The following is a 13,977-nucleotide window of genomic DNA, read 5'->3' as shown; positions in this document are numbered from 1 at the left end:
GTTTCTGTTTTTTGAAAAAGAAAGTAGTATAATGTGTGAGCATATAAGAAATACATAAGATTATCGGATGTAGTCAATAGATAGAAAAGGATGAATAGTATGTCAAAAAAACCATCAGGTTACCAAAGAAAAGTTCTCGCGGTGTTGTTGGTATCGTTTGGCTTTGGCGGGTTGTTAGCGCAGTTTTCGCCGATGAAATCGGGTGGGTTTTCAAGTTGGTTTGATGATTCATATGTCAAAGCTAGTGCTGAATCAAGTAAAACAAAAGAACCAGCACCAGTTAAAATTGAGAAAAAAGTCAAACCTTTAAGCTATGGACAACAGGTCAATCAAGAAATTGAAAAGAAGCAATATGATGGACATCTGGATTTGCCGTTAGAATTGCAGACAGATGCTAAATGGAAAGACACCGCATACGGATTTGGCAATGTGGATAAGCCGAATACAATCGAAATTAATGGCTGTGCGATTGTGTCGCTTGCAATGGTTGGTTCATACATGGATCACCAAGAAGTTACCCCTCTGGATGTGTTAGCTTGGGCAAAAAATGACTTCTTTATGGAAGGACAAGGGACGGCGTGGTCTATTTTTAGTGCATATGCTGAAATGAAAGGCTATAACTGTCAAGAAATTGGGGATATTGAAACAGTGGCAGCTTTCTTGAAGGAAGGTCATCCAGTCATTATTTCTGTAAAACCGGGCTATTTCACTACAACTGGTCACATTATGGTGATGAGTGGTGTGGATGAAAAAGGCGATTTCTGGATTAATGATCCAAACGATTCAGAAGAAAAGGGCCATTCAAAACGGACATTTACAGCCGAAGAAGTGATGAATGAAGCGTTAAACTTCTGGGCATTTTATTAGGAATAAGAAAAGGTGTGGAACAACAGGCAGTACCCTTTGTTCGCATCTTTTTTAGCAAATAAAAGGAGGCAGTACAATGGAGCGATGTACTTGGGCAACGGATACAACTGAAGAGATGCAAGCCTATCATGATGATGAATGGGGACGTCCAGTTCATGAAGAGCAACAGTTATTTGAGTTATTGACCTTGGAAAGTATGCAAGCAGGCTTAAGCTGGGCGATTATTTTGAATAAACGAGAAACGCTTAGAGCAGCTTATGATGCGTTTGATTATCGGAAAATTGCGCGATATGATGAGGAAAAAATTTTAGCTTTACTAGCAAATCCTGGTGTGATTCGTCATCGTTTAAAAATTCAAGCGACCATCACGAATGCGCAAGTTTTTCAAGAAGTTCAGGCAGAATTTGGGTCCTTTGATCGCTACCTCTGGAACTTTGTCGATCAGCAACCAATCGTTAATCACTGGCAGCACCCAGAAGAGGTTCCTGCCTCCACGGAATTATCGCAAGAGATTAGTCGAGTGTTAAAAAAACGAGGATTTAAATTTTTAGGTGCCACGACAGTCTATTCCTTTTTACAGGCGGCGGGATTGGTGAATGATCATTTAGAAACGTGTCATTATAAATAATAAAGGTCTCCTTCCAAAATTGAAGGAGACCTTTATTTTATTCTTTATACGCCCACTTGAAGTCGTATTTAGCACCTGTTGGATGATAAATAATTTCTTTCACGTTTGGTGCACGTAAGTGTGATTCTGCTTTTTGGTAAATTGGCACAACACCCATATCAGCAATTACTGTTTTTTCAGCGTTGATTAGATCTTCCCAGCGTTTTTCAGGATCGTTAACATCTGTGGTTTTGGACGCAGCAATGAATTTATCGTATTCAGGATTGCTGTAACGTCCACGGTTATTAGAAGTTGAGCTTTCTAATAAATCTAAGAAGTTAATTGGGTCTGAATAGTCGGCACTCCAACCACGAATAGCGATTTGGAAATCCCCTTTTAAGGTACGATCTAAACGAACGGCCATAGGGACAGGTGTCACAGTTACTTTTAAGCCTTCCAAAGTATCAGATAGTGATCCTTGAAGATATTCGCCCATTTTTTTAGCGCCTTCAGAGTCGTCTACCATTAAATCAACCGTTAAGTTGGAAACACCAAGTTCTTGTTTCGCTTTGTTCCAGTATTCCACAGCTTTTTTCTTGTCGTATTTGACTAATTTGTCGCTGCCGGCTTCTTTAACAAAGTCTTCACCCGTTTTTGGTGATTTCGCGACATCAACAGGGACGAAGCCTTGTGAAGGAAGAGAGCCATTAGCTAAAATATTTTTAGCTAATGAATCGCGATCGATGGCATAAGACATAGCACGACGTAAGTTTGCATTAGTCAATGGTGATTTTTCATCTGCTTGATTCATTTCTAAATAGAAAGAAGAAGCGGCTTTTAATTGGACCAAGTCAGGAGAGTTTTGCATTTGTTGAGCCAGTTCGCCAGATAAATACGTATCATCCACTTCACCAGTTTCATAAAGATTTAAGGCAGTTGGAGCTTCTTTCACCACGTTGATAGCGACTTTATCTAACTTGACAGTCTCTTTGTCCCAATATTCTTCATTTTTAGTTAGAGACCATTTAGTATCTGTTCCGGGACCATCAAACTCAGTTAGCGTAAAGGGACCATTGTAGACTGCTTTATCGCTACTCTTTGTATAATCTTTACCAAAACGTTCAACGATATCTTGACGTTGCGGCAAGAAAGAAGGGAAAGCCAATAAATCATCAAAATATGGTGTTGCTGTTTCTAAAGTGATTTCCAATTCATGATCATTGATTGCTTTAATGCCCAATTCTTCTTTAGGTAGTTCCCCTTTAGAAATTTTTTCAGCATTTTTTACTGGTTCAAACATGTAGGCATATTCTGAAGCAGTGACAGGATCCACTGTTCGTTGCCAACCGTAAACGTAATCTGCAGCAGTAACTGGTTTGCCATCAGACCATTTTGATTCTTCACGTAATTTAACTTTGTAAACTAAACCGTCTTCTGAAACAGTTGCTTTTTCGGCTGCACCAGCAGGCGCGGGTTTATTGTCTTTATCTAAACGATAGATTCCTTCGTAGACATTATTTAAAGTGGTAAAACTCACTTCATCTGTTGCAAGGGACGGATCGGCACTAGGCATTTCTTGGGATTCAACCATTGTGTATACTTGGTTGTCGCTGCCGCCGTTGCTTGCTCCTTTATCGTCACTGCCACCGCCGCAGGCCGCTAAAGCTAAGCTTGATAATACAAGTAATGAAGTAAATAAAACAGATTTCTTCATTTGACACGCTCCTTTTCATTTTTAGCAATACTCTCAGTATAATGTAAAAATGAAAAGGAGAAATTAAAAAATCGTTAGAAATGATTATTCTTTTATCAATTTTTAAAAAATGTCTAATCTTTTTTATGAAAAAAGTGGACAAACGTTGATAAGTAAAGATTTAAGCTGATTTCCATGCAGAAAGCATTCGATTTTAGAGTATTTATTCATCATTGATTTGATTTTTTTGACATAAAATAAACATCCCTTTTACAAAAAACAAATGAGAAGAAAAAAAGATTGTTACAAAAGCAAATAAGTGCTTTTGTAACAATCTTTTTAATCTTTTAATCGTTGGATGTCAATGACAGTTCCTGTGTAGGCATCTGCAGTGAATTCGTATTGAACAATGCCGTCGTCTTCAATGCGGCAAATTCCTCCAGTATATGTTTTGGAGTGGATGGCGAATTTCCGCAAGGGCTTTTTCTCAAACTCAATCCACGAACCTTCAATCGGTCCTTCTTTTAAAAAAGCAGCTTTTACATTTTCTAAGACGAGATCAGCGGAGATTGTTTTTTTCTTATGGTAGAACAAGGTTGAGGCAATGCCGCCTACTAAACCAAGACCAACGCCTAGCGCTAAGCCGCCTTTAAAGTATGTCAACTCATTTTCTTCGTTCATTTGTATGACCTCCCTTGGTCGGTTTCTGCTTACTATTACTTTTGTCAGTATCACTCTTATTTTACCATAGAGAAGGGGCCGCTGAGAAATAAAAAAAGTTTTTCAATCATTCTTTTAGGGCATTCTCATTGTCACGTTTAAAAAGAGAAAGCGATGTGCATTTTCTAGTATTTGCGTTATAATAAGAGTGAAATCATATGAAAGGAGTACCTATTTTTATCGACAGGATAAAGTGACTTTTTAGAGGAAAAGTGACGCTTGGTTGGCGTAATTTCCAACAAATTAAAAGCAATAGGACATACATCTATGGAAGAAAAAACATTTCAACGAATCAAGGAATTAACTGAATTACAAGGAACCAGCGGATTTGAAGACGACATTCGCGCGTACATGAAAGAACATATCACCCCGTTAGTGGACGATGTTCAATATGATGGTTTAGGTGGTATTTTTGGGATTAAACGTTCAAAAGTGGAAGCAGCGCCACGCGTAATGGTAGCAGCCCACATGGACGAAGTTGGCTTCATGTTAACTCAAATTAACGATAATGGTTTATTCCAAGTGGTTCCTTTAGGTGGCTGGAATCCCTATGTTGTTTCAGCACAACGTTTTACGTTAAAAACAAGTAAAGGGAACTATCCATGTATTTCTTCATCTATTCCGCCACACTTGTTGCGTGGTACGAGTGGTCAAAAACAATTAGAAGTCTCTGATGTGTTATTTGATGCAGGATTCTCTTCAAAAGAAGAAGCTGAAAGCTTTGGCGTTCGTCCAGGGGATTCCATTGTTCCACAAACAGAAACGATTAAAACAGCTAATGGCAAAAATATTATCAGTAAATCATGGGATAACCGCTATGGTTGTACGTTGGTATTAGATGCATTGGAAACGTTACAAAATGAAGAATTAGGCCACACATTAATTGCTGGAGCAAACGTACAAGAAGAAGTCGGTTTACGTGGTTCTAAACCATCTGTTCATAAATTTAATCCAGATATCTTCTTTGCGGTGGATTGTTCAGCGGCAGATGATATTCACACGAAAAAAGGGACATATGGTCATTTAGGTGAAGGAACGTTATTACGGATTTTCGACCCAGGTTTAATCACATTGCCTCGCTTGCGTGAATATTTATTGGATACAGCAGCGACACACAATATTCCGTATCAATATTTTGTTTCTAAAGGCGGAACGGATGCTGGGGCAGCGCACACAACTAATAATGGTGTACCAAGTACAGTCATCGGCGTTTGTGGTCGTTACATCCATACGCATCAAACAATGTTTAGTATTGCGGATTATGAAGCAGCGCGGGAAATGTTGTTACAAGCATTACGTGGCTTGGATAAATCAACAGTTAATACAATTGTTTACGGAAAGTAGAGGATGTTTAAATGATTTATCCCAATTCATTAGAAGAACTAGCAACTTATGTTGAAAAAGGTAAAAATGTTTTCTTCTTTACTGCTGATTGGTGCGGAGACTGTCGTTTCATTAAACCAGTCATGCCTGAAATTGAAGAAGCATTTCCAGCTTTTCAATTTATCGAAGTCGACCGCGATCAGTTTATTGACGTGGCTGCCGAGTGGAATATTTTTGGTATTCCGAGTTTTGTCGTAATTGAAAACGGTCAAGAGTTAGGACGCTTAGTAAACAAAGACCGAAAAACAAAAGAAGAAATCAGTGCATTTTTAACTAGCTTAGGCTAATTTTCATGAACCAGAGGAACCATTAAATTAAGAGAGAATCAGCTGGACAAAAGGGCGTTCTGCGCAAGGGTCCTAAATTCATTTTTGACTCTAGTTTCTTAGTCAAAGAAGCCTTTTAGATCAGCCTCCATCGGGAAGGTGACGAAAATGGAAGAACAAATGTATAAAAATATTCTTGTCGGCGTAGACGGTAGTGATCAAGCCAATTTAGCTTATGAACGTGCAATTGAGGTTGCTCGTCGAAACGGAAGCCGAGTCATTGTTGCAAATATTTTAGAAAATCAAGTGTATACAATGATGGGGTATTCGACGTTAAATGATCAATTAATTGATCAAGAAACAGCCGCTGCGGAAGAATTAATGGCCGATTGTAAAAAGTATGCTGAAAGCGTTGATTTTCATAATGTTGAAACAGTTACCATGTTTGGTTCACCCAAAGAAGTCATGAGTCATGAATTACCTGAAAAATACAATGTTGATTTAATTATGGTGGGACAATCAGGATTAAACGCAGTCGAACGTGTGGTCATGGGAAGCGTCAGTAGCTACATTATTCGTCAAGCTCCTTGCGATGTCTTAATTGTTCACTCTGAAGAAAAATAAGCAAAAAAAGTTATTGATTGAATAGAGAGTTGACCTAACGTTTCTTTTGTTTTTTCAAAGGATCAGCGGCTTGTCACTCAAAATTGAGGACTTGGAGAATAAGTCATAGCGACATATTTTCCAAGTCTTTTAGTTTTTCGACAAAAAAGTATGCACAATGGGTTAATTTTTGATAAGATAAGACAGGAAAACGACAGAGGAGGAACAGAAATGATTTTTGCATATAATAAAGAACACGTTGGCGATGTCTTACTTGTCATCGTTGCGGACGATCAAGGTGCGGAAAACCAAGTAAAACGTGTCGGCGATGTGGCACGTGTAAGTTTAGTTGAGGCGCCAGAAACAGTGGTAGCTTGGAATATTTTCAATGCTTCAGCGCTTCTAGGTGACATTAATGGCACCGGCCAAGTAACTTTAACAGACGAACAAATTGAAAAAGTCAATACAGCGATTAAAGATGCGGGATTTTCAGAAACCCTTGAAAAAGACGACACCCCTAAAATTGTGGTTGGCTTTGTCAAATCATGTAAGAAACACCCAGATTCAGATCATTTATCTATCACACAAACAGAAGTAGACAACGGCGAAATCTTACAAATTGTTTGTGGCGCACCGAACATCAAAGCAGGACAAAAAGTAGTTGTGGCCAAACCAGGCGCAATGATGCCTGATGGTTTAATGATTTGGCCAGGGGTTTTACGTGGTGAAGAAAGTTTTGGAATGATTTGTTCAGCAAAAGAATTACGTTTACCAAATGCACCTGCTAAAAAAGGAATCTTAGAATTGCCTTTTGATGCAGAAGTTGGTTCTGCATTTGCGGTAGGAGAATAAAAGAAAAAAACGACCTGTTGTTCAGACAACAGGTCGTTTCTTTCTTTTATTGATTGTTGCGATTATTTTGTTGTGTTAAAGCTGACTTATCAATGGTTAAATCGATGGTTGCTTTCATTTCTTTAGAACCACGATAATAAGTCACTTCCATTTTGTCGCCAACTTTTTTCTTGTAAAGCGCGCTTTGTAAATCTGTAGTAGAGCTTACGTCTTGGCCGTCAACTTTCGTGATAACATCGTATTTTTCCAATCCAGCCTTTTCAGCAGGGGTCGCTGCTTCAACACCACGAACCACTACGCCAGTTTTTACAGAAGCTGGAATTTTTAAAATTTGTTCTTGTTGTTGTGAAGAGATACCTGTTAAATCAGACATCGTAATCCCGAGAGCTGGCCGCGTCACTTTACCATCTTTTTCTAATTGGTTGATAATGTTGACTACGTCATTACTTGGAATGGCAAAGCCCATCCCTTCAACGCTCACTTGACTAGTTGATTGCACAATTTTTACTGAGTTAATTCCAATGACTTGCCCTTCAATATTGATTAGTGGACCACCGGAGTTTCCTGGATTGATGGCAGCATCGGTTTGAATGGCATTAATATTGATGGTTTCACCGGATTCGTTTTTATTGGTAATATTTCTATTCACAGAAGAGATGATTCCTTGTGTGACAGAGTTAGCATAATCAGAACCTAGCGGGGAACCAATCGCAATAGCAGGCTCACCGACTGTGATTTTACTAGAATTCCCAAACTCAGCGACTTGATCAACTTTGTCGGAAGAAATTTTAATCACGGCTAAATCCGTGTAAGCATCGGTTCCGACTAATTCGCCTTTCACTTTGGTACCATCAGATAAAACAACTTCCAATCCTTGCGCTTTATCTACGACGTGGTTATTTGTCACGACATAAGCCGTTTTACCATCTTTCTTATAAATAACCCCACTACCTTCACTGGCTGCTTCTAAATCGTTACCATTGTTGCCGGAAGAGTCTTGAGTACCTTCATTCCCACCGAACAATCCCCCAAAAGGATCATCTGCCGAAGAATTGTTGCTAGCACTTTGCATATTAATGACAGAAACCACAGAATTTTGAACTTTTTTCACGGCTTTTGTGACATCGCTAGAAACATTGTAACTCACATTGCTGACTTTTGTGTCGCCGTGATTAGTGGACGTCGTCGTCGCCGCATTATTTCCGCCGTTGGGTGTGGGAATAATCCCAGAATAAGCGCCTCCTAGAATAAGGGCGCCACCAAGTAAGCCGCCAGCTAAACCAATCCCAAATTTTTGCAATAAACTTTTTTTATCTGAATTAGGTGTAACATCTTTTCGTTGCATAAAATAACCTCCCAATAAGTGCATCTGAATTTTCTATATTAAGTATATCTGTTTCCTACTCCTTTAGTCTATCGAATAGCTTTGAATTTTTTATGAACAACTTAGGGAAAAATTACAGAAAAAATACGAATGAAAAAGTTATACACAGAAAAATGTGAACAAATCGGGAATAACTCTGTGTACAGTTTTCAGAAAAGTTATCCACAGAATGTGGATAATGTGGACAAATCAGTAGCGAATATGTGTTTGTATTGAAAAAGCTGTTAAATAAAGTAATTTTTTAGTTTGTTCTGTGGATAACTCTGTGTATATGTGTATAAGTATGTGGAAACGTTGTGGAAAGTAGCCAAACTTCGTGCTAAAATAAGAACGAAGAGAAAACGAGAAAGTAGTGGAATAGGTGAAAATTAAACTAGTAACAGTCGGAAAACTGAAAGAAAAATACCTGATTCAAGGCATTAATGAATATCTGAAACGTTTAAATAGCTATGCCAAGATGGAAATCATTGAAGTACCAGATGAAAAAGCCCCAGAAAAACTCAGTGACGCTGAAATGCTTCAGGTCAAAGAAAAAGAAGGCCAACGTATTTTGGGGAAAATTAATGACAACGAATACGTCTTTGTTTTAGCCATTAATGGCAAACAATTATCTAGTGAAGAATTTTCAAAAGAAATTGAACAATTAGGGATTAGTGGCAAAAGTAATCTAACCTTTGTCATTGGTGGCTCCTTAGGTCTCAGTGATTCAGTCCTTCAGCGAAGTAACCAACAAATTTCTTTTGGCCGCTTAACTTATCCACATCAGTTAATGCGTTTGGTATTAGTGGAACAAATTTATCGCGGTTTTCGGATTATGAAAGGGGAACCGTATCATAAATAGGAAGTAGGCTGGTTGCTCAGTAATTTCTATGAATCAAGTCATTGCTTGAAAAATATATGAAGTAAAATATCTTTAGTCTGTTTGTCTGATAGAAAATAAAAAAATTCAATCAAACTGGTTTGAGAGCAACGTTACCGTTCAAACAATAAATAAAAATGAGAGGAATGGCAAAAAACAATGCTCATTCCTCTCGTTTTTTCAAAAAAATTGTCCAATTGTTGTGCCTCAGAAACAGGTTCAGCACCCATAATTATTATTTTAAAATGAGAAAAAATTAAGGGATTATCATAAAAATCAATATTTTTAACGAGAAAAGTTGAATAAGCTCTTCAATGAAGAAAACGCTATTGACAGTAATTAAAAATTACCTTAAAGTGAAAGCGTAAACATGTATAATATTTCATGTGACTAGGGAAAACTAGGCATGAAAAGTCTGTCTGAAGTAATTACTTTAGGTTGTCTTTTCATGCCTAATTTTTATATAGAATACTTAGTAGAGGAGGAAGTTGATTAAATTATCAGAAAAAAGTGTTTGGAAAAGTCGGATTGGTTGCTTAAAAATAGAAAGATATGGGGAAAAATATGATTAAAAAAATAATAGTCGTTGTTGCTTTCATGCTTACAGGCTTCTCGCTAACTGCGATGAGTGCATCTGCAGAAGAAATAACTGATTTATTTTTACAAAAAGAAGTGACATATTCTGGTGTAGAAGGAGGAAAAATTGGAGAGAATTGGAAATACCCTCAATTTGTTGGCGAAAAAGCTGTTGATGGCGATGAAACAACACGCTGGTCCGCTGATAAGCAAGATGAACAATGGTTAATTGTTGATTTGGGTGAAGTAAAAAACATTGGCGAACTCGTTTTACAGTTGCATGCAGAAAGTCCTGTGTATGAAATCTTAGTTTCAACAGATGGTGAAAGCTATCAATCTATCTTTAAAGAAGAGAATGGGGAAGGTGGCCAACCTACTAAAAAATATATTGATGGCAATAATGTACAAGCACGTTTTGTAAAATATCAGCAGATGAAAATGTGGCAACACACAAATAAGCAATTTTACAGTTCAAGTATTATTTCGTTTGAAGCATATGAAAAAAAACGACTGCCAGAAGCGATTAAACTTTTAACAGAGAACCTGACTATTAGTGAAAAAAGAAAGCAACAGCTAGCCTTTGAAGTGTCACCAGCTGGAGTAGATATCACAGAGGATCAGATTGAGTGGTCGAGTAGTGATCCTACCATTGTGACGGTTGACCAAACGGGTAATTTAACAGCAGTTAAGAGTGGTGAAGCGAAGGTAACAGTCAAAATTAAAGGAACAGAAATTAGTGATACAATTCCTGTGACTGTTGTAGCAGAAAATAAACAATATGCGGAAATGCGAGCAAAATGGAAAATGCGATTGTTAGGTACAACGCAGTATGATAACGATGCAGATGTGCAACAGTATCGTGCCCAGATTGCTACGGAGAGTTTAGCATTATGGCAAACGCTTAATCAAGCAGCAGATCGTGGGTATCTGTGGGAACGAAAACCATCGGATACAGTGTCTGCTGATTACACGACTCAATTTACCAATATTAAAAAACTAGCGTTAGGCTACTATGAACCATCAAGTGAGCTTTTTGAAAAACCGGAAGTTTATGATGCGATTGTTAAAGGCATTGAATTTATGATTGATACAAAAAAATACAATGGAACGTATTACACAGGTAACTGGTGGGATTGGCAAATTGGTTCCGCGCAGCCGCTAACAGATACATTGATTTTATTACATGATGACCTATTGAATACAGATGCAGAAAAATTAAATAAATTTACTGCTCCGCTGATGCTATATGCAAAAGATCCAAACATACAATGGCCAATTTATCGTGCAACAGGGGCTAACTTAACAGATATTTCAATCACCGTTTTAGGTACTGGACTTTTGTTAGAAGATAATCAACGCCTAGTACAAGTACAAGAAGCTGTTCCGTCCGTTTTAAAAAGTGTTTCCTCTGGTGATGGCTTATATCCTGATGGTTCCTTGATTCAACATGGTTATTTTCCGTACAACGGCAGTTACGGGAATGAGTTGCTAAAGGGGTTTGGACGAATTCAGACTATTTTACAAGGTTCCGACTGGGAGATGAATGACCCTAACATTAGTAATTTATTTAATGTTGTTGATAAAGGTTACTTACAATTGATGGTGAATGGAAAAATGCCATCGATGGTTTCTGGTAGAAGTATTTCCAGAGCGCCAGAAACGAATCCTTTTACTACAGAGTTTGAATCGGGTAAAGAAACAATAGCTAATTTAACCTTAATTGCAAAATTTGCCCCAGAAAATTTAAGAAATGACATTTATACATCTATCCAAACGTGGCTTCAACAAAGTGGGTCATACTATCATTTCTTTAAAAAACCAAGAGATTTTGAAGCGTTAATTGACTTGAAAAATGTGGTGAATAGTGCGTCACCTGCCCAAGCGACACCAATGCAATCTTTAAATGTATATGGTTCGATGGATCGAGTCCTACAGAAAAATAACGAATATGCGGTGGGTATTAGTATGTATTCACAACGTGTCGGAAACTATGAATTTGGGAATACGGAAAATAAAAAAGGCTGGCATACAGCAGACGGCATGCTTTATTTATACAATCAAGACTTTGCTCAGTTTGATGAAGGATACTGGGCAACGATCGATCCATATCGATTACCAGGAACGACAGTTGACACAAGAGAATTGGCAAATGGTGCTTATACAGGGAAACGCAGTCCCCAGTCATGGGTAGGTGGCTCAAATAATGGACAGGTTGCCTCTATAGGAATGTTTTTAGATAAAAGTAATGAAGGAATGAACTTAGTTGCTAAAAAATCTTGGTTCTTATTAGATGGTCAAATCATTAATTTGGGAAGTGGCATTACTGGTACGACAGATGCTTCGATTGAAACAATCCTCGATAATCGGATGATTCATCCACAGGAAGTGAAGCTTGACCAAGGTTCAGACAAAGATAATTCTTGGATTAGTTTAAGCGCAGCGAATCCATTGAATAACATTGGCTATGTTTTTCCTAATTCAATGAATACGCTTGATGTTCAAATAGAAGAACGCTCTGGTCGCTACGGAGATATTAACGAATACTTTGTTAATGATAAAACCTATACAAATACATTTGCTAAAATTAGTAAAAATTATGGCAAGACTGTTGAAAATGGTACTTACGAATATTTAACAGTGGTTGGGAAAACGAATGAAGAAATCGCAGCTCTTTCTAAAAACAAAGGCTATACTGTTCTAGAAAATACAGCAAGCTTACAAGCCATTGAAGCAGGTAATTATGTCATGATGAATACATGGAATAATGACCAAGAAATTGCAGGACTGTATGCGTATGATCCAATGTCGATTATTTCAGAAAAAATTGATAACGGTGTTTATCGCTTAACTCTTGCGAATCCTTTACAAAATAATGCATCCGTTTCTATTGAATTTGATAAGGGCATTCTTGAAGTAGTCGCAGCGGACCCAGAAATTTCTGTTGACCAAAATATTATCACTTTAAATAGTGCGGGGTTAAATGGCAGCTCGCGTTCAATCACAGTTAAAACAACTCCTGAAGTAACGAAAGAAGCGTTAGAAAAATTAATTCAGGAACAAAAAGAACACCAAGAAAAAGACTACACCGCAAGTAGCTGGAAAGCCTACAGCGAAGCATTGAAACAAGCACAAACTGTGGTAGATCAAGCAACAGCAACGCAAGCAGAAGTAGACCAAGCAGAAGCAAAACTACGCTCGGCAGTGAAGCAATTGGTAAAAGTGCCAACTAAAGAAGTAGATAAAACCAACTTGTTGAAAATCATCAAAGAAAACGAGAAACACCAAGAAAAAGACTACACCGCAAGCAGCTGGAAAGTCTACAGCGAAGCATTGAAACAAGCACAAACTGTGGCAGATCAAACAACAGCAACGCAAGCAGAAGTAGACCAAGCAGAAGCAAAACTACGCTCGGCAGTGAAGCAATTGGTAAAAGTACCAACCAAAGAAGTAGATAAAACCAACTTGTTGAAAATCATCAAAGAAAACGAGAAACACCAAGAAAAAGACTACACCGCAAGTAGCTGGAAAGTCTACAGTGAAGCATTGAAACAAGCACAAACTGTGGTAGATCAAGCAACAGCAACGCAAGCAGAAGTAGACCAAGCAGAAGCAAAACTACGCTCGGCAGTGAAGCAATTGGTAAAAGTACCAACCAAAGAAGTAGATAAAACCAACTTGTTGAAAATCATCAAAGAAAACGAGAAACACCAAGAAAAAGACTACACCGCAAGTAGCTGGAAAGTCTACAGCGAAGCATTGAAACAAGCACAAACTGTGGTAGATCAAGCAACAGCAACGCAAGCAGAAGTAGACCAAGCAGAAGCAAAACTACGTTCGGCAGTGAAGCGATTAACATTGAAAAATAGTGGGGAAAATAAAAAGGAACAAAAAAATGGGGGGAATAATGGACACTTAAATACTAGTGCGGGAGTTGATCAAACTGGTACGAAACAAGTTAAGCCATCAAGCCAAGGTGGTTTCAGAAAAGCTAGCCAATTTTTACCGAGCACAGGAGAAAAGAAATCGATCGCGCTTGTGATTATTGGCCTTCTAGTTATCGCCAGTGGGTGTCTTTTAGTTTTTCGTAAAAGTAAATCGAAGAAGTAAAAAATTACGGATTCACTAAAAACATAATAAAAAAGCAGACTTCCATACAAGAAGTCTGCT

At 38.0% G+C, this 13,977-nt stretch carries 12 protein-coding genes; 9 read left to right on the top strand and 3 right to left on the bottom strand.

Annotated features, from left to right (window positions below):
* Nucleotides 1-90: 90 nt before the first annotated feature.
* A complete protein-coding gene (locus IGL36_RS12140; RefSeq protein WP_002398149.1) occupies nt 91-867 on the top strand; it encodes a peptidase C39 family protein in 777 nt (258 codons plus the stop codon).
* Nucleotides 868-943: 76 nt separating this feature from the next.
* Nucleotides 944-1,495, top strand: a complete 552-nt coding sequence (locus IGL36_RS12135; protein WP_002398148.1) for a DNA-3-methyladenine glycosylase I — start codon at nt 944-946, stop codon at nt 1,493-1,495.
* Between the two features lie 37 nt (nt 1,496-1,532).
* Here the strand turns inward: IGL36_RS12135 and IGL36_RS12130 are convergent, their stop codons facing one another.
* Nucleotides 1,533-3,188, bottom strand: coding sequence for a peptide ABC transporter substrate-binding protein (locus IGL36_RS12130; protein ID WP_002368408.1), 1,656 nt, complete (start codon nt 3,186-3,188; stop codon nt 1,533-1,535).
* Between the two features lie 318 nt (nt 3,189-3,506).
* Nucleotides 3,507-3,848: a PepSY domain-containing protein gene (locus tag IGL36_RS12125; protein WP_002355012.1), complete on the bottom strand. Its 342-nt coding sequence runs from the start codon at nt 3,846-3,848 to the stop codon at nt 3,507-3,509.
* Nucleotides 3,849-4,154: 306 nt separating this feature from the next.
* On the opposite strand from IGL36_RS12125, the gene pepA reads away from it, so the two are divergent.
* The 4 genes from pepA (at nt 4,155) to ytpR (ending at nt 6,991) form a co-directional block, all read left to right on the top strand.
* Nucleotides 4,155-5,231 carry a glutamyl aminopeptidase gene (gene pepA / locus IGL36_RS12120; RefSeq protein ID WP_002355013.1) on the top strand — a complete coding sequence of 359 codons (1,077 nt, stop codon included), beginning with the start codon at nt 4,155-4,157 and terminating at the stop codon, nt 5,229-5,231.
* Nucleotides 5,232-5,242: 11 nt separating this feature from the next.
* The gene (locus IGL36_RS12115; protein ID WP_002355015.1) at nt 5,243-5,557 is read left to right on the top strand and encodes a thioredoxin family protein; all 315 of its coding nucleotides are present in this window, start codon (nt 5,243-5,245) and stop codon (nt 5,555-5,557) included.
* Nucleotides 5,558-5,704: 147 nt separating this feature from the next.
* Nucleotides 5,705-6,160, top strand: coding sequence for a universal stress protein (locus IGL36_RS12110; protein ID WP_002385249.1), 456 nt, complete (start codon nt 5,705-5,707; stop codon nt 6,158-6,160).
* Nucleotides 6,161-6,370: 210 nt separating this feature from the next.
* Entirely contained in the window at nt 6,371-6,991 is a 621-nt protein-coding gene (ytpR, locus tag IGL36_RS12105; protein WP_002361057.1) for a YtpR family tRNA-binding protein, read from the top strand.
* A 46-nt stretch (nt 6,992-7,037) separates the two neighbouring features.
* Here the strand turns inward: ytpR and IGL36_RS12100 are convergent, their stop codons facing one another.
* On the bottom strand, nt 7,038-8,336 hold the full coding sequence (locus IGL36_RS12100; protein WP_010716781.1) for a S1C family serine protease: 1,299 nt from the start codon (nt 8,334-8,336) through the stop codon (nt 7,038-7,040).
* 129 nt (nt 8,337-8,465) lie between these two features.
* On the opposite strand from IGL36_RS12100, the gene IGL36_RS12095 reads away from it, so the two are divergent.
* The 3 genes from IGL36_RS12095 to IGL36_RS12085 all read left to right on the top strand — a co-directional run bounded on the left by IGL36_RS12095 (nt 8,466) and on the right by IGL36_RS12085 (nt 13,917).
* Nucleotides 8,466-8,591, top strand: a complete 126-nt coding sequence (locus tag IGL36_RS12095) for a hypothetical protein (RefSeq protein ID WP_002392302.1) — start codon at nt 8,466-8,468, stop codon at nt 8,589-8,591.
* Between the two features lie 145 nt (nt 8,592-8,736).
* Nucleotides 8,737-9,216 carry a 23S rRNA (pseudouridine(1915)-N(3))-methyltransferase RlmH gene (gene rlmH, locus IGL36_RS12090; protein ID WP_002355021.1) on the top strand — a complete coding sequence of 160 codons (480 nt, stop codon included), beginning with the start codon at nt 8,737-8,739 and terminating at the stop codon, nt 9,214-9,216.
* A gap of 582 nt (nt 9,217-9,798) precedes the next feature.
* The gene (locus IGL36_RS12085) at nt 9,799-13,917 is read left to right on the top strand and encodes an EF3023 family LPXTG-anchored polysaccharide lyase (protein WP_202504657.1); all 4,119 of its coding nucleotides are present in this window, start codon (nt 9,799-9,801) and stop codon (nt 13,915-13,917) included.
* The last annotated feature ends 60 nt before the right edge of the window (nt 13,918-13,977 follow it).

It is taken from the genome of Enterococcus sp. AZ011, assembly GCF_050548355.1.
Lineage (GTDB): Bacteria > Bacillota > Bacilli > Lactobacillales > Enterococcaceae > Enterococcus > Enterococcus faecalis.
Note: the sequence above shows the minus strand (reverse complement) of the source record. Positions and strands in the feature narration are given on the sequence as shown.